Raw genomic sequence first — 18,785 nt, 5'->3', positions numbered from 1 at the left:
CGCCCCCTGGCCGACCGCCGGTCGCGGTCACACGCCGATATGCACGTACGGCGCCCAGAACATCGGGCTGCCGAAGCGGGCGGTTCCGCGCAGCCGGGTGACGGCCCGGTGCAGCGCCACCGCGGGGTCGGCGGCGCCCGCGGCGAGGACGGCGTACACGTCCGCGGCCACCTCGGCGGCCGAGGCGTCGTACATCGACCACAGGGTGCCGATCACGTTGCGGTAGCCCGCGAGCTGGAACGCCGCGGCCAGATGGATGGCCTCGTCGGTGAGCGCGGCGTCGCCCTGCGCGGTCTCGCAGGCCGACAGGAAGGCCAGATCGCCCCCGTCCACGCCGACCGTGGTCAGGTCGAGCACGGTCAGGTCGGCGTCGTGCAGCGCCAGGCGGCTGGCGGAGGGGGCGGCGTCGTCCTGGTCGCCGTGGCAGGCGAAGTGGACCCGCCGGTAGGCGGGGATGGCGTCGAGCACGGCGCGCCGGGTGGCGGCCGAGTCCTCGATCACGACCGCCCGCGGGCCCAGGGCGGCGCGGATGGCCCGTACCTCGGCGGGGACCTGGGGCAGGTTCGCGTACTGCCGGTCAGGACGCGAGGTGGCGGCCAGCGCGGCCACCAGGACCGGCGCGGACGGCGGCGCCGACGGCATGGCCCTGGCGCGGAGCAGAGCCTGAAGGGTCGGCGTGTAGGAGGACACGACGTGGTCGCCCGCCCACGGGCCGCCGTCACGGTGCCGTCCGGCGGCGTGCAACGGCAGGCCCGCCAGCGGCCCGGTGGGGCACCACCAGAGCCTGGGCGGGTCTCCGTCCGAGGCCGCGGGCAGGTCGAGCTCGTGCAGCACGGGGCCGGTGACGGCGTCCCACAACCATTCCAGGGTGGCCAGCACGGTCTGGGCGGCGGAGATGCGCGCCGCCATGCCGCCGTGCGCCGCTCCGAGCGTGCGGCGGAACTCCCGGGCCCGCCCGGCGGCCTCCTCGCGGCTCAGCCGCGGCAGCGGCAGCACGCGCAGCCCACCGGAGGTGAGGAGCAACGCGTCGCAGCGCCGCCGGTCCACGTTGACCAGGACGACGGGACCGCGGTCGGCGGCCGCGCGCAGGGCCGTGAAGTCAGGTGGCCGGAGGAACGACCCGAAGCCCGGCAGCTCCCTGATCCGGTCGCACAGCTCGGTGAAGCGGGCCGTCGCCCGGCGCCGCAGATCGGCTTCGAGCCGCCGGTCGGGACGTCCGATCAAGCCGAGTTCGTCGGGTCGCAGTGACTCGCCGGCCGACGGCCTGTCCAGGACGGCGCTCACCTCGTCGAACTCGGCGGCGAGCCCGGGATGACGGGCACGCAGCTCGCTCCGGTCGCTCCTGGTCTGGAGCAGCTGGGCCCACAACACGCTGCGTCCCTGTTCGAGCAGCTGGACGGCGGCCCTCGGCGCTCCCGCGACCAGTGCCGCGGCGGCCGCCTCCGTGGCCAGCCCCGCCGCCTGCCTGAGCTGGTACTCCTGCGAGCCTCGGTCGAGCCCGCGCCAGGCCGCGAGCGGCAGCAGCTCCTGCACGCACACCCGGTACTGCTCCAGGGCCTCGACCGGTTGGCCGTGGTGCAGGTTGTAGCCGGCGTACATGCGGGTGTTCTCCAGCCGGGCCAGGGAGTCCTGCGAGGTGACGCCGGCGGAGAGTCGGAAGGCGGCCATGGCGCGGTCGCGGTCGCGGCTGCGGCGGCGGCGTGCGTACCTCTCGTTCAGGGCCAGGCCGAGCTGGGAGGCGCGGGCGGCCAGCAGGGGGTCGTCGGGCGGGGTCGCGTCCACCGACGCCTCCAGGTGCCGGATGGCGGCGCGCAGGTCGCGCATCCGGTCCGTACGCCAGAAGCGCAGCAGCCGGCCGTGGCCCACCACGTGCTGCTGACCAGCCCACGACGGGTCGTCCCTGGACGTGGCGGCCAGCCCTTCCCGGCCCAGGCGGACGATCTCCTCCAGGTCGCCGGGGTGGTCGTCGTAGCGGCTGACGTACAGCAGCGACAGGCCCTTGGTGAGGACGGGCCGGAAGGCGTGGCCGGGTGGGAGCATCGCCAGGGCCTCGCGGCCGGCCGCGATCGCCTCGTCGAGGTCGCCGGGCCGGCCGCGCACGTCGGCGCGGCGGCGCAGCACGCCCGCCTTGTGGTACAACATCGGCGCCCGTTGCGTCAGGTCGGCGGTGGGAGTGGCCAGGGCCCGTTCGATCGTCTCGGCCGCCTCGTCGAGGTCCCCCCTGTCGCCGCGGTGGTCGGCCCGCTTCCACAGGCCGCCGCTGAGCGCATGGAGCGCGGGGCCCGTGAGCGGAGAGCGCGACGGCAGCGCGGCCAGCGCGGAGCGGGCGAGGTCGACGGACCTGTCGAGGTCGGCGACCTCGCCGAGCATCGTGTACCGCTGCGACAGCACGATGGCCAGCTGGGTCTGGCAGGGCGGCCGTTGCGGGTGGCCCTCGGGCAGCTCGTCGAGCGCCTGCGTGAGGGTCCGCGCGGCCGACTCGACGTCGGCGCGGTCGCCGGTGCGCTGGGCGCGGATGCGCCACGCCTCGGCCAGGTTGAGCATGGCGTTCGCCCGGACGGATCCGCGCACCGGCAGGCGCAGCGCCTCCTCGCCCGCCGCGATCGCCGCGTCCAGGGCGGCCGGGGACCCGGTCGACTCGGCCCGCGCGGTGAGGGCCTGCGACAGCACGTTCAGGGCGAAGGCCCTGTTGGGGTGCCCGTCCGGCAACTCGGGCAGGGCTCGGCGCAGGGCGGAGATCGCCTCGTCGAGCGTGCCGGGGTCGGCGGCGAGCCGGGAGTTCTGGGCCAGCGCCCGGCCCAGCGCCAGTTGCGCGTTGAAGCGCCGCTCGCCGGGCGGCGCCGAGCGTGCGGCCCGGCGGGCCAGGTCGAGGGCGGCGTCGGCGCCGGCGCCGGCGGAGTGGGCGGCGCCGTCCTGCAGCACGATGCTGAGCTCCGACTCGAGCACGCTGCGGTTGAGATGGTTCGCGGGCGTCGCGTCGAGCGCCGCCCGGTACGCGTCCACGGCCGCCTTCAGGTGGGCCGGATCGCCGTCCTGGCGGTGCAGGCGCGACATCGTCATGCCCCGGACGTGCTCGACGAGCCTGCGGTCGTCGTGGCCGGACGGGATGAGCGCGTCCGCCTCCGCGACGAGGCCGAGCGCGTCGTCGAGGACGGCCCGCTCGCCGGTCAGGTCGTGGACGGCGCACCGGACGAGAGCCAGCTGCACCTTCAGGTGGCCGGTGACCGGAAGGTCGGTCCGGGTCAGGTCGGCGAGCATGTCCGCGGAGCGGTCGAGGTCCCGGCGGTCGCCGCGCGCCGCGTAGCGGGCGTACAGGGCTCCGGTGAGGGTGAAGCGCAGCAGGTGGAGCCGGTCCTCGTCGTGACCGGGCGTGGTCAGGGCCCGGTCGGCCTGGGCGATGGCCGCCTCCAGCTCGTCCGGATCGGCGGTGATCGCCCTCATGACCCTGGCCGTGGCCCGGCTCACCTCGTCCTGCAGGTCCTCGCCCGAGCCCAGGTCGGCCTGGTCGCCGGTGACGGAGAAACGGGCGGTGCTCGTCGCCTGCAACTCCTCGCGCAGTTCCTGGTCGTCGGGCCGGTCCCGCAGGAGGGCGCGGACGCGGGCGGCGAGCTCGTCGACGTCCTCCAGACGCGCCCCCTGGGAGATGCGGCTCCACAGCAGGTTGCGCAGCACCTGGTCCGCGAACCGGTCGAGCGCGGGCAACCCCGGGCGCGGGTCGCCGAGGGCCCGGCGCAGGAGGGTGATCGCGGCGTCCCGGTCGGCGGGCAGCCGGGTGGTGCCGAACCGGGCATACAGCGCCAAACCGTGCTGGAGCACGGCGAAGCGGCGGGCGGGCAGGTCCGCGGGCAGGTCGTCCGCCAGGGCGGCCCAGCCGGTGAGCAGGTCGTCGAGGTCCTCGGGGCGTTCCAGCATGGCGTAGTGGTTGCCGACGATCGTCAACCGGCCGATCTCGTACCGCCGGCGGTGCAGCCCTGTGTGGGGCAGGAGCGCGATCGCCTCGTCCATGGTCGCGATCGCCGTCCGGGCGAGCTCCGGCTCCCCGGCCTCCGTCGCCCGCACGCTCAGCACCACCGACAGCCTGTTCAGATCCGCCGCCCGGTCCAGGTCGGAGTCTCCGTCGGGACGGCCCAGGGCGACCGCCCGGCGGCACAGCTCCAGCGCGTCGGCGAGGTCGCCGGGCTCTCCCCCGCCCATCATGCGGCGTCTGGCGACGGTCAGCCCCAGCTTCGACAGCGCCGCGGCGGAGCCGGGGGCGAGGTCGGCCGCCTGCCGGTACCGGACGATCGCGGCGTCGATGTCGGCCGGGGCGGCGGTGAGGTCCCACTTCGCGACCAGCGCGTCAGCCGCGGCGATCAGGCCCGTGAGTCGTTCCCGCGCGTCCGCGGGAGGATTCTCCAGCGCGGTCAGGCAGGCGGCGACGGCCTGGTCCAGGTCGTCCCGGGCGCCGGTGCGGCCGTGGCGCATCAGCAAGGCCCTGCCGTACGGCGTGCCGCCCTCCCGGGCGTACAGGTCCACCGCCTGGTCGAGGGCTTCGAGGTCGTCCTCGCGTTCGAAGCGGGCCAGCAGCTCGTCCGGGTCGGGTTCCATGTCCGCTCAGAGCGGCCGGAGGAATCTCGGGATACCGGAGAGGGCCGTCCATCGTGGACGATGTGGCCATGACCGAGGACGAGGCGCGGGCGTACCTCTGCGCCGAACTTCCCTCCCTGCGGCGGGACGCCGCCGCCGGCGGCTGGTTGGCGGCCCTGGCCGACGCGCTGACCGTGCTCGACGAGGGCGGCACGGCCCGCGACGTGCTGACGCTGCTCGACCCCGCCACGGCCGACGAGGCCGAGGAGGCCGACGAGTGGCGCGGAGATCCGCAGCCGTATCTGCTGTTCGGCGCCGCCGGGCCCGAGCTGCGCGGCGTGTACGTCTGCCCCGACGGCTGGTGCCCCCGCCGGTCGGGTCGCGACGCCGCGAACCGGCCCCCGTCTGCGACCTGCGCCGGCGGCCCATGCGTTTCACGGAGTCGTGACCGCCGTGCTCGACGGGCTGCTCACCGAGGTCGGCAAGAAGGCCACCGAACGCTGGCTGTCCCCGGCCTGGCCGCTCGGTCTCTGCTTCGCGGCGGCGGCCTGGTGCGCGGTCACCCTCGGCCATGCCCACGCCCTCGATCTGGGCCTGCTCGTCCGGCGCACCCGTGCCGACCTGACCCGGATCGGCCTCGACCCGGTGGCGCTGGTGACGGTGGGGGTCGTCGTGGTGCTGGCCGCCGCCGTGGCGGCGGGCCTGGCCCGGCTGGCGGTGGGCGCGGTCGAGCGGTTGTGGCTGCTGGAACGGCGCGGGCGCAGGCTCACCTGGCCCGGGCGTCGGCTCGCGCTGCTGGAGGAGCGGGTGCGGGCCGAGTACCACGGACTGCGGGTCTCCCTGGTGTGGCCCCGGTTGTGGTCGCTGCTGGAGGATCACCAGCGCGTGCCCGTACGCGAGGCCCGCGCGGCGCTCGACACCGCCGCGCTCACCGTGAGCTGGGGCCTGCTGTACGCGCTCCTCGGCTGCGCCTGGTGGCCCGGCGCCGTGGTCGCGGCGGGCCTGGTGACCGGCGGCTGGGCGGCCGGCCGGCGCCATGCCCACGCGTACGCGACCCTGGTGGAGAGCCTGGTGGACGTCCGCCAGCGCGACCTGGCCACGGCGCTGGGCGTGGAGCTGCCGCACGGTGTGATCACGGCGGAGGAGGCCGGCCAGATCAACGCCCGGCTGCACAAGGGCGGCCCCGACCTCCCGCCCCGCCGCCGCCGCGAGTGAGGGCCCGACTCCGGGCGGCCGGGTGCGGCCCGTGCAGTTACGGCGAGCTCGGCGAACTGATGCGCGCTCCCTGGCTCTCGGCTTTGGCCCGCTTGGAGCCGGCCTTCTTCGGCTTGGCCACCCGCGCTCCCCTCGCTCGACTACAGCGAGAGATCGAAGCACAACAGAGATCAGCTCTAAGCCCCAGAAGACCATCGCAAGGTCCACAGGTCGGTGCAGCTGGCGAAACCGTGCGGGGGCCCGCGGGAGCTTGAGACCCGCTGCGGAAGAGGTCGTACCGTCAACTTGCCCGGTTGTCATGGGAGAACCGTTCCGGGCGGAACTCGGCGAGCGTCTCGTCCCTGCTCCCGCTGACGATCTCCGACGCCAGCAGCCGGCCGATCACCGGCCCGAGCGTGATGCCGCTGTGGGAGACGGCCTCGTAGTAGCCCGGCACGGACGGCACCGCTCCCACCGAGGGGTATCCGTCGCCCGGGATGGGGCGGTCGACCACCCGTGTCCCGACGACGCGGGAGTCCTCGAACCCGGGAACGACGTGCCGCGCCGACTCGTGGAGCAGCCGTTCGAGCGCCGCCGGATCTTCGCCGGTGTCGATGAGCGCGTCGACCTCGCGGCTGTGGAGGACCACCGAAGCGTCTCCGTCAGGACGGATCGCGACGCGGGGCGCGTGCATGGCCCGGCGGATCGGCACCTGAGCACACTCGATCCGGGTGACGAGGCCGGGCTCCCGGCGCATCGGCAAGTGCCGCGCGACGAGCCCGGCGACGTGGGCGGCGCCGGGTCCCGCGGCGTTCACGACCACGTCGACGTCGAGACGGCTGCCGTCGGACAGGGCGACGGTCCGTACGCTCCCGTCGGCGGCGGTGCCGATGTCATGGACCGTGGCGCCGAACCGGTGCTCGGCGCCGGCCGCGACGGCCTGGCCGACCAGGCGGCCGACGAGCTGGCGTCCGTGCACCCAGGCTTCGTCGGGAAAGAACACGACCGGAACCTCGTCGGACACCGTGAGCGCGGGTTCGAGGCGGCGTACCTCGGCTCCCGTGCGTACCTCGGCCCGGTAGCCCCAGCCGGCCAGCAGCCCGGCCGTTTCCAGGAGGCTCGCCTCCGTCGCGGGGTCGTCCGCCCAGCGCAGGTGGCCGTCGGGGTGCCACCATGGGGCCGGCCCGATGATCTCGGCAAGCTCGCGGTACGCCGCCATGCTCGCGACGTTCAGGTCGAAGTAGGACCTGCTCGCGGTCTTGGCACTGGCGTTGACCCACGAGAACGACCAGTCGGTGACCCCTTCACCCGGTCGGCCCGCGTCGACGAAGACCACCTTGACGCCGTGCCGTGCCAAATTCCAGCCCACACAGGCTCCGAGAACGCCCGCCCCGATGACAGCAACACACCCAGGCCGCTCCACGACCCGATTTTCTCACGAACATTCGTCTCCGGCCCCATGGCAAGCGTCATGGCTTTCTCTTTCTGCGGTGCGGATGTGGTGACCGGTGAAGCGCGGCATCGAGGCTGTCCGATTGATGGACGGTTCGTTATCGGCCGCCCCTTCTCCTTGGGCACTCAGATCGGCGGTTCCCTCAATTCCGGCGGCTGCGACCATTACCGCGCGACCTCGCCGGGTGACCACGCGGCTCTCCCGGCGACATCCGCAGCTGATGGACGGGCCCGGCGAACACACCGACGACACCGGTGAGCTCGCCGCCGTCGTACGCAGTTGGAACACCGGTTCGGCGCGGTGGTCGTCGGCGTCGGCTTCGCCGACCTGTACGTGAGCGTCGCCTCCCCGCCTGCGACGCTTCAGGAGGCCCTTCACGTCGCGGCTGAGCACTTCGCCTTCTGCCCGGACAACATCACGGTCGCCGCCTACGTGGAACGCCTCGTGGGACTCGACTCCCGGGATGGAGGGTGTGGGGGTGGGCCAGTTCGGCGTCCCATGTCTGCACAAGATCGGACACCGCGTCCCGATGGCGTGGACAAGACAACAACCGAGAACAAGTGGACGACAGGCAGGGGCGCTGAGCTGCGTGTTCCTGCCGAGGCCGGAACCAGGCGACAGCCCTGGGCCCGAGGAGATGAACTGGCTCCGCCCCACCAGTACCGCGATCAAGTTTGTGTGGCGTGGCGAATCGGGGTTCCAGTCAATCCGTCAGCCACCAAGACTGGGCCTCTGCCTGCCGCCACCTGCTCGACGGGCAGGCGTTTCACGGCCTTCGGGCTTGCTCGGACCACTGACGAGGAGATCTCATGCTGAGAAGATTCATCCCGGCTGCTGTCGCTGCCATCTCCCTTGCCGGGCTGGCGTTCGCGTCACCCGCGAGCGCGGCAAGCCTTCCCGATCGCATGTATGGCTGCGGGCGGGGAGATTTCTGCATGTATTCGACAGAGGTCATCTCGGAAGCAACGAAGATCAGCATCGGCCGGGGCGAAGACTGGTCGGCCATCGGGGTGCTCTTCAGCCCGTACAAGAACGTCCGGTCCTTCTTCAACTACGGCTGGCCCGACACCGAGGACCACGTCGTGGTCTCGTACGTCAATTCGGTCGGCCAGAGCGGGTCGATGTGCGTTCACCGCGCCGAGGACGGTGACGTCGGGGCGGGACACGAGACCTACCCTCTGCCGGTGACCGTCACCAAGATCGACTGGGTCAACAGCGCCCAGGGTCCGTGCTGGGGGTAGTCCGCATCCGCCGGGAATCCGGCGGACCCGGTCCGGTCTGACGCCACGGGGCCGTCGGACCGGACCGCCCGGGGTTGTGCGTCCAGGACCGGTCGGGTCGGTCCTGCACGCCGCCGACATCCAAGCGGAACCGTAGCGCTCCCGCCCCGGCCGAGGGCTGGCTCGGATGGATTCACCAGCAGCCGGCGAACCCGTCCGCGAAGCTGGTGTTGATCCGGAAGGCGCCGGGCCGAGGTTGCCGTCCATGTCGGCGCCGTAGGAAACGATCCGGGTGTTCGGCGCGGACCCGGACACCACGTCGCGGACGAGGCTCGGGGGCTCTTCCGTTGGCGTTGCGCGCCGCTCGGGGTGGGATGGCCAAGACGAAAGAGCGGTCCCGAGGACTGCCTGCGCCCTTGCCGAAATGGGGGCGACCATGGCCGCCAAGACGGCGGGGTCCAGCTCGTCCTGCACCTCGGACGGGCTGTCGCAAGCACCGACCGCGCCGCCCTCAATCCTCGGCTTTCTCGCCGAACACCTCACGGACACCCCTCTGGACCAGCTCGCCCACGTGGTGCCGCCTTCAGGGGCTGGGGGCCGGCGACCGTCACCGCGAAGCGTCCGATGGAGGGGTGACGACCAGACCTTCCTGGGCCCCTCGGGCAGCGTCAGCGCCGGCCGGGCTCATCGCCTGCGGTGGGCGCGGCCCTTGCCGCCACCCGAACCAAGACGCCCAGCGTTCAATGCAGGTTGGTGTTGACCGCGACGAGACGGCCCAGCCGCTGTCGGGCGTGGCGTAGGCGTGTTCAGGCGGCACCCCGTACGGCGTCGCCTCCATCGGTCCTGCACGTGGCGGTCAGGGCGGCGTCCGAGTTGTCGTACGCGGGACTGCCGAAGGCGGCGCGGCGCCGGTGCTGTCCGCTACGAAGCCGCCATCCCCATCGCTGCCGTCATCGACTGGCTCGTCATTCCTTGGCCGTGGGATACGTGGTGGTAACGCCGCTGTCGGCGTCGTAGGAGTCGGAAAGTTCGATCGTCGATGGTTTCAGGTCGCGGACCGCGTGTCTGCACTCGATCTCGAAGGCGATCTCGGTAGGGGTGCTTCCGACTTCCTTGAGGTAGAGCTCCAGTCGCTGGTTCAACTGATCTGTCTCATCGATGTCGTACAAGGTGACGAGGCCGCCTGCGACGAGGGCGTCGAGCGAATCCGTTACTGGCGTGAATCCGCGGAGCATTTCGCAGTCGATCATCGCCAGGTCCGTGGAGGGCTGCGACGAGTTGAGAAGGCGGGCAGTGATGTACAGGGTCACTCTCTCCCCCTTCTCTGCTGTGTCGTCCGGTCCGGGCAGCTGCCACGGCTTGCCGTCCTGGGCGAGACACTTGGCCTGGACGCTGAATCCCTGAACTGTCTGAGTCATTGACGCCTCGTCACTTCCTGTGGTTGCTGACATTCCCGCGTTCAGTGCTCGGCGTCATGGGCGATCGACAGTCTCGGATCGACCATGCGCTCGTTGCGCGGATGGTGAACGTGGAAGTCCGGCATCGGCACCGCGGGCCCCTGGCCGAACACGCCGGCCATGTAATCCACCAGGTCTTTGCATTTGTCGGGATCGAACACCTCGTGGTCGTTCTCCTCGACGGTGCCCCCGATGACGACGCGGTCATGGCGCGGGAACATGTACCCGCTCTGCCCGTACAGGTATTCCAGGTTCACCTGCGGCCGCAACATCGCGAGCTGCCCTCGGTACGAGATCATGTTGTTGTCGTTCCACAATTCCTTCGCGCCGAGGCCGGTGCAGTTGATGATGACTTTTTGCGTCAGGGACGTGAGCACGTCCGTGCTGTTGATGAATCTCCGGCTCACGAACATGACGCCGCGCGCCCTCAGGTCGCGTTCCAGCCTGGGAATGAGGATCGGCGGTTCGACGAGCAACGTCCGGTACCTGTATCCGGAGGTGGTGTGTCCTTGGAATGGCAGGCGCGGGAGATATTCGCGCGGCGGCAGCAGTCCCGGCACGAGTTCATGCACGACGTCGATGCCCGAGGTGGGGCGAACGCTGTAGTTGTCGACCTCGGACACGCCGAAGCCCTTGCCGATGCTGGCCTTGAACATCGTGTAGGCGGTCGCGAGGATGTACTGGAACTCCTGCACCTTGGCGAAGTCCTTGGAATACTCCAGGATCGACGCGGCCCATTGGCCGCCGGCCTTGTACGACGTGGTCTCGACCGGCTTGCGGTCGGAATAGATCGTGACGTTCAGCCCGAGGTCGAGCAGCAGGGTCGCGGCGGTCATTCCCATGACGCCTGCGCCGATCACCGCGATCTCCCTTTCGATGACCTTGGTGTCGACCTGACGTTTGAGGACCATGTCCCGCACCGCGGCGGCGCAGCCCCAGCTCAGCGTGATGCCTCCACCGCCGTGGCCGTAGTTGTGGATGACGAACTTGTCGCCGAGCTCCTCGCCGCCGAGCCGATAGGAGTTCTTGCGGTAGGGCCTCAGACCCGCGACGCACGCGCCCGGCTGATGGGGGTCGAAGGTGAAGTCCGGAGTGGGCAGGTTGGAAGGTGTGCTCACTCCACGCTCGTCCAGCAGCATGTCGGGCTCCGGTGATCAGATGCTTGGCCATCGGTACGCATACCCGTGCAGGCGTCCGGCCCTTCCCCGGACTCCAACGCTTGACCGGTTTCTGGACGACTGTTTCCGAGGCGGCGACGACGTCCGGCCGTGCCGCACATGGACGTCTTGACCTGCGGAAACACCCGTCCTGAGTAAGGTCAAGGCACGGCTCCCGCGCGTTCGCCCGGCCGGCCGCGCGGGTAGGCGTCCCAAGCGGCCGGACGATCCGCGCCTGTCCCTTCCGACTGATCTGCCGTACGGCGGGCATGCCCAGGAGCGTCATCGTGCCCTTCACCGTTGCCGACTACATACTCAAGCGGCTGAGCCAGCAACAGGTCGACACCCTGTTCGGTGTGCCCGCCGCATATGGTGCCCCGCTGTTCGACGCGGTGGGCGCGCACCACATCACGCCGGTCGTGACGGCCACCGACCTCGAAGCGGGATACGCGGCCGACGGTTACGCGCGTACGAAGGGCCTCGGCGCCGCCGCGGTGGCCAACGGCGTCGGCATGCTCAGCATGATCAACGCCATCGCCGGCGCGTTCGTCGAGCGCAGCCCGGTCGTCGTCGTGAACGGCGGCCCGAGCGCCGCGAACCGGGCCAACCTGAAGAACCTGGACGTCCTGTTCTCGCACTCGACCGGCCAGCCCGACGGAGACCTCAACGCCTACCGGCTGGTCACCGCGAGCGCCGCCCGCGCCGAGCAGGCCGCCGACGTGCCCGCCCTGGTCGACAGCGCGATCTCGACGGCGATCAGGAAGAAACGGCCGGTCTACATCGAGATCGATCGGACCATCTGGACGGCGGCCTGTACGCCCCCGGCCGGCGCGCTGCCCGTCACAAATCCGGCGGCGGGCACGGAGCAGCAGCTCGCCACCACGATCGTGGGCCTCGTGCGCGCCGCCACGAAACCCGTGCTCCTGCTGGGCGTCGAGGTCCAGCGTTACGGACTGGCCGACAAGGTCGCCGCCCTGATCGCCAAGCTCGGTGTCCGCTGGTCGACCCAGGTGCTGGCCAAATCGGTGCTGTCCGAACAGGACGACGGCTGGGTCGGGGTCTTCGCCCCGCCGAGCAGCCAGCCCCCGAGGTCCGGGACGCGGACCTGATCGTGATGCTCGGCTGCGTCTTCCCGGGCAGCTACGCCACGTTCATCCGGGACAACACCGACCACATCGTCACCGCCTACGACGGCAAGGTGAAGATCAAGAACGGGAGCAAGCAGAACGCGGACATCACCGCCCTGGTGACCGCACTCGTGGCCGAGGCGGCGAAGGAGGCGCCGGTTCCCATCTCCGCGGCCGTCGACCCGGCCCCGCCCGTCGCCACCGGCCCGCTGACCTACGCCCAGGTGTTCGACCGCGTCGGTGTCGCCCTGGAAGCCTCATGGCTGGCGATGCCGGACACCTTCCTCGGCGGCGCCTCGGCGGCGAACCTGCCGGTCAAAGGCCGCGACGGGTTCCTGAGCAGCGCCGTGTGGGCCTCCATCGGCCATTCCGTGGCCGCTGCCGTCGGCGCGTCCTTCGGGTCGAGCAGGCGTCCCCTGGTCATCTGCGGCGACGGCGGCTTCCACATGACCGCCCAGGCACTGTCCACGTTCGTACGCTATGACCGCAACCCCGTCGTCGTGGTCATCGACAACGGCATCTACGGCCTGGAGCAGTACCTCATCGACTCGGACTACTTCACCAACCCCGGCGTGACGCCGAAGCCCTACGTCCTGCTCAACCAATGGGACTTCGTCAAGTTCGCCAACGCTCTGGGCGTGCGGTCCACGTACTCCGTGGACACCGCGGCGGAGCTCGACCAGGCGCTCGCCACCGTGAAGACCTCGCCCAGCGCCCCGGCGCTGATCGTCGCGAAGGTCGACTCGCGCGGCCTGCCTGCAGTGCTGCCCTGAACCACCGTCCGAACCCACCTCCTGACGCAATGAGGGACGCGTCGCCGCAAAGCGCCGCGAGGACGCTCCGGGCGCCCTGCGGCGGCCGCCTCACCCTGGACCGTCTGGCGTGCTGTGAAGGAACCGTTCGGGATCGAGGCGAGGGACGGCCTTGGGATGACCTGGAAGGTCACCGTCCGAGGTTGATCAGCATTGGGTTAGGTTGGTCGAGATGATGACATATGTGGATTTTCCGGCGGAGCTGGTGACCGAGCGGCTGCGGTTGCGGCGGTGGGTGCCGTCGGACGCAGAGGAGTTCCGCGGGCTGTGGTTTGAGCGGGACCCGCGAGTGCCGGCGGCCCGGCGGATCGACGCCGAGGGACGACCGACGGTCGAGGACGTCCGCAGCTGGCTCATTGACAATCCGCTGACGGCGGCTCCTGGGCTCGGGTTGCTGGCCATAGAGCTGCGCGACACCGGTGAGTTCATCGGGTATTGCGGATTGACCGTCGGCCAGGGATCGTTCGACGAACCTGAGATCGCGTACGAGCTGGCACAACGAGCTCACGGCCATGGTTATGCGACAGAAGCCGCCCGAGCGGTCCTGGAAGCCGCGATTCGAACAGGGCGTCGCCGCCTCTGGGCCACTGTGCGGGAGTGGAACACGCCCTCGTTCCGCGTCCTTGAGAAACTCGGCTTCCACCGAAGCGACCGCATCGACGAGGACGTCGAACACGGTAACTCGATCTGGATGACGCGCGTACTCGACCCGCGCTAGAGACGCGAGCATCGGCCACCAGATCACGCAGGTGGCCACCGCCGAAGGCCTCGACGGGACGCAAAGGGTGGGAGTTCCCGGGTCGGCCACCCTACACATCACGCGTCAGGTGAGGGGCTTAAACTGCACGCCGTGTTCCCTCCAGTGAAGATCATCGCCGATGGATTGGTGATTCGTGAGTTCGGGCCGCAGGATGCCGTACCTGTGGCGGCATTCGTGGCCTCCGAGGATCGAACGGCGCTGCCCCCCGGCTCCCCGGAGATGGTCGCCGACGTGCACGGGTGGCTGACCGACACCGTGCACCGGCGACGGCTGGACGGCGAGGGCGTACACCTGGCGATCGTGGAGCAGGCCACCGGCGAGATCGTCGGCAGTATCGGGTTGCGCGACACCGACTGGGAGGTCGGCCGCACCGAGATCGGTTACGGAATTCACACAGGTCAGCGAGGTCGCGGCTATGCGACCGAGGCCGCGCGCGCGGTCGGACGGTGGGCGCTTGTCAACGGTGGGATACGGCGTGTTCAGTTGCGCTCCCGCATCGACAACGCCGCTTCCCTACGGGTGGCCGAGAAGGCCGGATACCAGCGGGAGGGCACCGTGCGGATCGCTGAGCGGGACGGGGGCGAGGCTTATGACCTGGCAGTCTTCTCGATGATTGCCACATGAGCAGCCGCAGAGGCTGACGAAGCCGCCGCTCGTGATCCGGGCGGAGCTTCATCGACCAGCGCGCGTCCCGTACAAGGCGGGCCGCGGGCTGGGTGGCGGGCGAATCGCTGGTGGTCAACCCGGTGTGGGTGGTCCTTCTCGAGATCGCCGCACCATGGGGCGAGAAGTGAATCCCTAGGCCAGGCAGGTGCTGCTCTGGTTGCCCGGCCTGGCGTCGCGGATGACGACGTGACCGGGTCCGTCTGCTGCGGTGCAGTCCGTGCCGTGGGCGTCGATGGTGCCGAGGTTCGCGGGAAAGGCAGCGCTGGGCGGGAGGTTGCGGGCGTCGATGGTGAAGGTGATGCGAGTCCCGCTTCCGGCCCGCGGGTCGACTCTCTGCACGGGGCTGAGAGGGCGCAGGCCGGCGAGTTCTTGGCGGAAACCTCGGCCGTCGTTCCACATTTCGACCGTTGTCGATGTGCAGAGGGTCGCGATGGCTGCCAAGAGCCACCACTCGGGGCCGAGTAGGGAGTCGAAGTAGCCGAGGGGCGGGGAGGCTGACCACGAGTGCTGCTGGTCGATGGCCACGGTGAAGCAGAGGTCTCCGAGGACAACGATCTCCGAGGTCAGCCAGTGATTTCCGGCGACTCGCGGTGCTGGGTGCAGTGCGTGCCGCGTCACAGCCGACAGCAACAAGGCCGGCAGCCTGGGGTCGTCCAGTTCTACCCCGAAGTACATGCCCGGCCGTTCGAGGACGGCGGCGTCGAACTCGAGCACGGTGATATCGGCCGCGCTGTACCTCCGCGCTTGTGAGGCGCCGGGCTGGTGATCAAAGCTCACGGTTCTCCCTGCGGGCGCGCTGCCAGGCCGTCTCGAAGTCTTCGCTGCTGATCTCCTGGTCCTTCAGTTCTGGGCCGAAGAGGTCCACGACGGGCGGGTTGAACGGCCAGTCTTCTGGATCGTTCTTGAAGACGTCCCGGTAGACGATGGTTCGATCGGCAAGCGCTCCGAAGCCGGGCAGGTGAACGTCTCCAGGACCTCACGAGCCGAACGGGCCGGCGAGGGCCACTGCGATGCCCGCGGTGTGGGCGACCCCGATGGCTTCGGAGCTTCGAGGACGACGGACACGAAACCGGCCGTCACGTAGCGGTTCGATCGACGGCGCCTGGACCGACCACGGGTAACTCGTGCAGCTGCTGAACAGCATCGTGAAATGGCTGGTGAAGGGATAGAGCTGCCGGAGTTTCGGTTCCGCGCCGGCAGCCTCGATCAGAGCCACGATGCCCGGGTAGGCGTTGCCGGGGTGCAGGGCTTCATGCCGCTCGTGATGCCAGCGCCAGACGAGCAGCAACTGCTGCCAGCGCGCCTCGACGGTCTCCGCGGGGCCGAGCCTGCGGGCAGCGGCGAGATCGGGAAGCTCTGGCCTCGGCGGAATCCGAGGTATCCGACCGGAGGTGCCGGAGTTCATCGTCATGGTGTGTCGCCGGCTTTCAGCTGTGGATCGGGAAGGATGCCTGGAACGCCAGTCGTTCGTCGGCTCGCTCGCCGATGTGAGAGAGGATCTCGTCGAGCGCGATGAACTCCTCCCACGTTGCTCGGCCGGTGGCCTCGGACAGGCGGGCCACGATGAGGTCCTCCAGGTCCGGGACGCGTTTGTTCTTCCAGACCTTGTCGGCGAGGCTGACAAGAAGGTCTTCCAGGCCGACATCCTGCCGCGTCCAGGATGCGTGCGTCGCGGCGAAGCGGGCGTGCTCCGGGTTGACGCCGCGGCCGAGCAGAAGGGCTTGCCCCGCTTCCTCATGCGCCGCCCCAGGGCCGGAGAGCTCGCCGAGATGGACGGCCTTTCCTATGTCGTGCGTCGCGGCCCCGAACAGCACCGCCTCACGGTCGAAGATCAAGGTGGGACGGTGCTTCTCCAACCAGGCGACCAGTTGGTACGCGACATCGTGCACGGCCCGCAGGTGGGCCACCAGTCGCAGCGGGCTTCCCACGTCGGACAGCAGCTCCGCGATGTGTTCTGGCAGAGGGATCAGCGGAGGGTCGACTGCGCCACTCGTGGCCCTCGACATGGCGGCGTCCATCGTCACCTCGCCAGGGTACTGATCGCGCCTCCTCCGGGGACGTCATGAGAGTGGAGGTCCTTGGCCTGGTGGCCAGTAGAGCAGCTGGGGCCCGTGTTGCCATCGGGATCGGGGCCGAATTCCGTCGAGAAAGATCTGGGCGATGGGTGCGGAGCGTTAGCCGCTGGTGTCCGCGTTGGTGTGTCGGCTCGCTGACGACCGGCGTACCGGAAATTCTGCAAAGAAATCCGGGAGGCGGTGTCGGATCGGGGCGGTGGCGTTCGTAGCAGGGGTGAGGCCGCCCGCAGGGGGACGGCGCCAAGGCGAAGGAACCACGATATGAAGCTGACGACCATGACTCAGGTCACCATCGACGGAGTGATGCAGGGAAACGGCGCCGCGTCGGATGACCGCGGGAACGGATTCGAGCGCGGCGGATGGGCCCGGGGGAAGGGTGACGACGAGACTAGGTCGTTCATCACGCAGGCATTTCAGCGCGCCGAGGCGTTCCTGTTCGGCCGGCGCACGTATGAGCTGTTCACCGGCTCCTGGGGGGCAATCGACCAGATGCGTGCACATCCCATCGGCGTGGCCTTGAACGAGGCGCCCAAGTACGTTGCCTCGACCACGCTCACCGCCCCGCGTTGGCGGGACACGACCGTTCTCCGCGGTGACCTCGCGGCGGCCATCAGTGAGCTGAAGGCCAGGCCCGGGGGTGAGCTGCAGGTGCACGGCAGTGGCATCCTGATCCAGTGGCTGCTGGAGAACGACCTGGTCGACGAAATGACTCTGATCACCGTCCCGGTGGTCGTCGGCCAGGGCGCGCGGTTGTTCCCCGACGCGGGCCCGGATCTTGCGCTCGACCTGGTCGAATCGCGGGTCGACACCAAGGGTGTGTCGATCCAGGTCTACCGGCCGGCTGGGCGCCCGCGGTATGCGACGGTCTGAAGTCCCTGGCCACCGGACCACGCTGTCTTGACGTCACAGGAGTTGATCTTCAAATGCGGTACCTGGTTTCCGTGATCGATGACAAGAGCGATCCTGGCAGCACGGACAGACGGCCCGCCATCAGCGCGTTCAACGAACGGCTGATCGCCGAGGGCTACTGGGTCTTCTCGGGCGGACTCGCCGACACCGACGCGGCCACGGTCATCGACAACCGGGGCGAGCAGGCGGTGTTCAGCGATGGGCCTTTCGTGGAGTCGAAGGAGTATCTCGCCGGCATCTGGGTGTGGGAGGCCCCCGATCTGGATGTGGCGCTCAAGCTCGCCGCCGAGGCGTCGAAGGTCTGCGATCGGAAGATCGAGGTGCGGCCGTTCCTGTGAGCAGCGGTGGCCGGCCGACGGTATACCCCCAACCCCGGCGCCTGGCTGACCACCGCCGCCAACCGCAAGGCCATCGACCGGCTCCGGCTGATCTTCACCTGCTGCCACCCGGCGCCGGCGATGCAGACCCGCGTCGCTGACCCTGCGCGTGGTCGGCGGCCTGACCCTGCCCGAGCTCGCCCGCGCCTACGTGGTGGCCGAGACCGCCATGGAGCGGCGCATCACCCGCGCGGAAGCCTTGTCGCTGCCGGAGGTGGTGCCGGCGCTGCCGAGGAACAGGCCGGTGTTGGCGGAGTTCCAGTTCTCCACCACCTGCGGCCCTCGTGGATCTCGCGGCGCAGCTCGCCCTGTAGGTGGGGTGCTCGGGCCGCCGCGGGTGATAACGGTCAGCTGCTTGAAGGACTGCCAGGCATGTTCGGCAAGTAAGGGGAAGGCCCGGAGGTGCCGGGGCATGCTGGAGGCATGAGGGATGATCAGATAGCCGCTGCTGTCCGTGTGCTGATCAATCAGTACGACCCCGAAGGTCTGTTGGGCATGGGGGCTCCCAAGGACGAGTACGGCCCTGAAGTGCATGATCTGACCGCTCTGGTGTGCGGCGAGGAAGAGATCACAGCCGAGGCTGTGGGCGCGGTCTGGAACCGATGGTTCAACGAGGTCTCCGAGTGGAGCACCCGGAAGCCTGAGCAGGTCAATGAGGTTGCGGCCGCACTGGAGAGACTTCGTGGCCGGCGACAGCGCTCGAACCTGCCCTGATTGCCGGGCTCAGGATCGCCGGCTCGGCGAACGGGTCGTCAACTGCCGCCCGGGGTGGGTCCCCTGATGCGCGAACTGGTTGGTCAGGTCGCCGAGGTGTTGGGTTGGCCCTGAGGAGTCTGGGTGCAGAGATCGGCGATAGCGATGATCATGGGCTGTCATCGCAGCTGCCGTCCGCGGTCGGCCGTTGACGCCCGTTCCGTCAGTTGCCTGTGCAGGACACTCGCCGTCCGGCGTGCGTAGGGTCCCGCATGGCACGGCGGTGTCTACGCCTTTGGTGTCGCAGGGCGCGGTCGTG

At 70.0% G+C, this 18,785-nt stretch carries 18 protein-coding genes; 10 read left to right on the top strand and 8 right to left on the bottom strand.

Annotation, left to right across the window (positions count from 1 at the left end):
- Window positions 1-27: 27 nt before the first annotated feature.
- Window positions 28-4,587 (bottom strand): CHAT domain-containing protein, encoded by a 4,560-nt coding sequence (locus ACNF49_RS32200; protein ID WP_482939922.1) that lies wholly within the window; start codon window positions 4,585-4,587, stop codon window positions 28-30.
- A 423-nt stretch (window positions 4,588-5,010) separates the two neighbouring features.
- Here ACNF49_RS32200 and ACNF49_RS32195 point away from each other — a divergent pair, with 423 nt between their 5' ends.
- Window positions 5,011-5,781, top strand: a complete 771-nt coding sequence (locus ACNF49_RS32195) for a hypothetical protein (protein WP_482939921.1) — start codon at window positions 5,011-5,013, stop codon at window positions 5,779-5,781.
- A 280-nt stretch (window positions 5,782-6,061) separates the two neighbouring features.
- Here ACNF49_RS32195 and ACNF49_RS32190 read toward each other — a convergent pair whose 3' ends face one another.
- Complete coding sequence (locus ACNF49_RS32190) at window positions 6,062-7,183, bottom strand: NAD(P)/FAD-dependent oxidoreductase (RefSeq protein ID WP_498703271.1); 1,122 nt, start codon at window positions 7,181-7,183, stop codon at window positions 6,062-6,064.
- Window positions 7,184-7,492: 309 nt separating this feature from the next.
- Between ACNF49_RS32190 and ACNF49_RS32185 the strand changes: the two genes are divergently transcribed.
- A complete protein-coding gene (locus ACNF49_RS32185; RefSeq protein ID WP_498703270.1) occupies window positions 7,493-8,029 on the top strand; it encodes a DUF4253 domain-containing protein in 537 nt (178 codons plus the stop codon).
- The gene (locus ACNF49_RS32180; protein WP_482939919.1) at window positions 8,023-8,454 is read left to right on the top strand and encodes a hypothetical protein; all 432 of its coding nucleotides are present in this window, start codon (window positions 8,023-8,025) and stop codon (window positions 8,452-8,454) included. The genes ACNF49_RS32185 and ACNF49_RS32180 overlap by 7 nt, the downstream gene beginning before the upstream one ends.
- Before the next feature lie 944 nt (window positions 8,455-9,398).
- Here ACNF49_RS32180 and ACNF49_RS32175 read toward each other — a convergent pair.
- Both ACNF49_RS32175 and ACNF49_RS32170 read right to left on the bottom strand, forming a co-directional pair.
- Window positions 9,399-9,851 (bottom strand): hypothetical protein, encoded by a 453-nt coding sequence (locus ACNF49_RS32175; RefSeq protein WP_482939918.1) that lies wholly within the window; start codon window positions 9,849-9,851, stop codon window positions 9,399-9,401.
- 41 nt (window positions 9,852-9,892) lie between these two features.
- Window positions 9,893-11,029 (bottom strand): FAD-dependent oxidoreductase, encoded by a 1,137-nt coding sequence (locus ACNF49_RS32170; protein WP_357979011.1) that lies wholly within the window; start codon window positions 11,027-11,029, stop codon window positions 9,893-9,895.
- Window positions 11,030-11,334: 305 nt separating this feature from the next.
- Here ACNF49_RS32170 and ACNF49_RS32165 point away from each other — a divergent pair, with 305 nt between their 5' ends.
- The 4 genes from ACNF49_RS32165 to ACNF49_RS32150 all read left to right on the top strand — a co-directional run bounded on the left by ACNF49_RS32165 (window position 11,335) and on the right by ACNF49_RS32150 (window position 14,370).
- The gene (locus tag ACNF49_RS32165; RefSeq protein ID WP_482939917.1) at window positions 11,335-12,156 is read left to right on the top strand and encodes a thiamine pyrophosphate-binding protein; all 822 of its coding nucleotides are present in this window, start codon (window positions 11,335-11,337) and stop codon (window positions 12,154-12,156) included.
- 5 nt (window positions 12,157-12,161) lie between these two features.
- Complete coding sequence (locus ACNF49_RS32160; RefSeq protein ID WP_482945615.1) at window positions 12,162-12,947, top strand: thiamine pyrophosphate-dependent enzyme; 786 nt, start codon at window positions 12,162-12,164, stop codon at window positions 12,945-12,947.
- 211 nt (window positions 12,948-13,158) lie between these two features.
- Window positions 13,159-13,704, top strand: a complete 546-nt coding sequence (locus ACNF49_RS32155; RefSeq protein ID WP_482939916.1) for a GNAT family N-acetyltransferase — start codon at window positions 13,159-13,161, stop codon at window positions 13,702-13,704.
- Between the two features lie 144 nt (window positions 13,705-13,848).
- On the top strand, window positions 13,849-14,370 hold the full coding sequence (locus tag ACNF49_RS32150) for a GNAT family N-acetyltransferase (protein WP_482939915.1): 522 nt from the start codon (window positions 13,849-13,851) through the stop codon (window positions 14,368-14,370).
- 174 nt (window positions 14,371-14,544) lie between these two features.
- Here ACNF49_RS32150 and ACNF49_RS32145 read toward each other — a convergent pair whose 3' ends face one another.
- The 3 genes from ACNF49_RS32145 to ACNF49_RS32135 form a co-directional block, all read right to left on the bottom strand.
- Window positions 14,545-15,189, bottom strand: a complete 645-nt coding sequence (locus ACNF49_RS32145) for a hypothetical protein (RefSeq protein ID WP_482939914.1) — start codon at window positions 15,187-15,189, stop codon at window positions 14,545-14,547.
- A gap of 199 nt (window positions 15,190-15,388) precedes the next feature.
- A complete protein-coding gene (locus tag ACNF49_RS32140; RefSeq protein WP_482939913.1) occupies window positions 15,389-15,823 on the bottom strand; it encodes a DUF6193 family natural product biosynthesis protein in 435 nt (144 codons plus the stop codon).
- Window positions 15,824-15,839: 16 nt separating this feature from the next.
- On the bottom strand, window positions 15,840-16,430 hold the full coding sequence (locus tag ACNF49_RS32135) for a phosphohydrolase (protein WP_482945614.1): 591 nt from the start codon (window positions 16,428-16,430) through the stop codon (window positions 15,840-15,842).
- Window positions 16,431-16,748: 318 nt separating this feature from the next.
- Here ACNF49_RS32135 and ACNF49_RS32130 point away from each other — a divergent pair, with 318 nt between their 5' ends.
- Both ACNF49_RS32130 and ACNF49_RS32125 read left to right on the top strand, forming a co-directional pair.
- Window positions 16,749-17,357, top strand: a complete 609-nt coding sequence (locus tag ACNF49_RS32130; RefSeq protein ID WP_482939912.1) for a dihydrofolate reductase family protein — start codon at window positions 16,749-16,751, stop codon at window positions 17,355-17,357.
- 53 nt (window positions 17,358-17,410) lie between these two features.
- Entirely contained in the window at window positions 17,411-17,734 is a 324-nt protein-coding gene (locus ACNF49_RS32125) for a YciI family protein (RefSeq protein ID WP_357979028.1), read from the top strand.
- Window positions 17,735-17,920: 186 nt separating this feature from the next.
- On the opposite strand, the gene ACNF49_RS32120 is transcribed toward ACNF49_RS32125, so the two are convergent.
- The gene (locus ACNF49_RS32120; RefSeq protein WP_482939910.1) at window positions 17,921-18,046 is read right to left on the bottom strand and encodes a hypothetical protein; all 126 of its coding nucleotides are present in this window, start codon (window positions 18,044-18,046) and stop codon (window positions 17,921-17,923) included.
- A gap of 150 nt (window positions 18,047-18,196) precedes the next feature.
- On the opposite strand from ACNF49_RS32120, the gene ACNF49_RS32115 reads away from it, so the two are divergent.
- The gene (locus ACNF49_RS32115) at window positions 18,197-18,487 is read left to right on the top strand and encodes a hypothetical protein (protein ID WP_357979032.1); all 291 of its coding nucleotides are present in this window, start codon (window positions 18,197-18,199) and stop codon (window positions 18,485-18,487) included.
- Window positions 18,488-18,785: the final 298 nt, after the last annotated feature.

Source organism: Actinomadura sp. ATCC 39365 (assembly GCF_054392275.1).
Note: the sequence above shows the minus strand (reverse complement) of the source record. Positions and strands in the feature narration are given on the sequence as shown.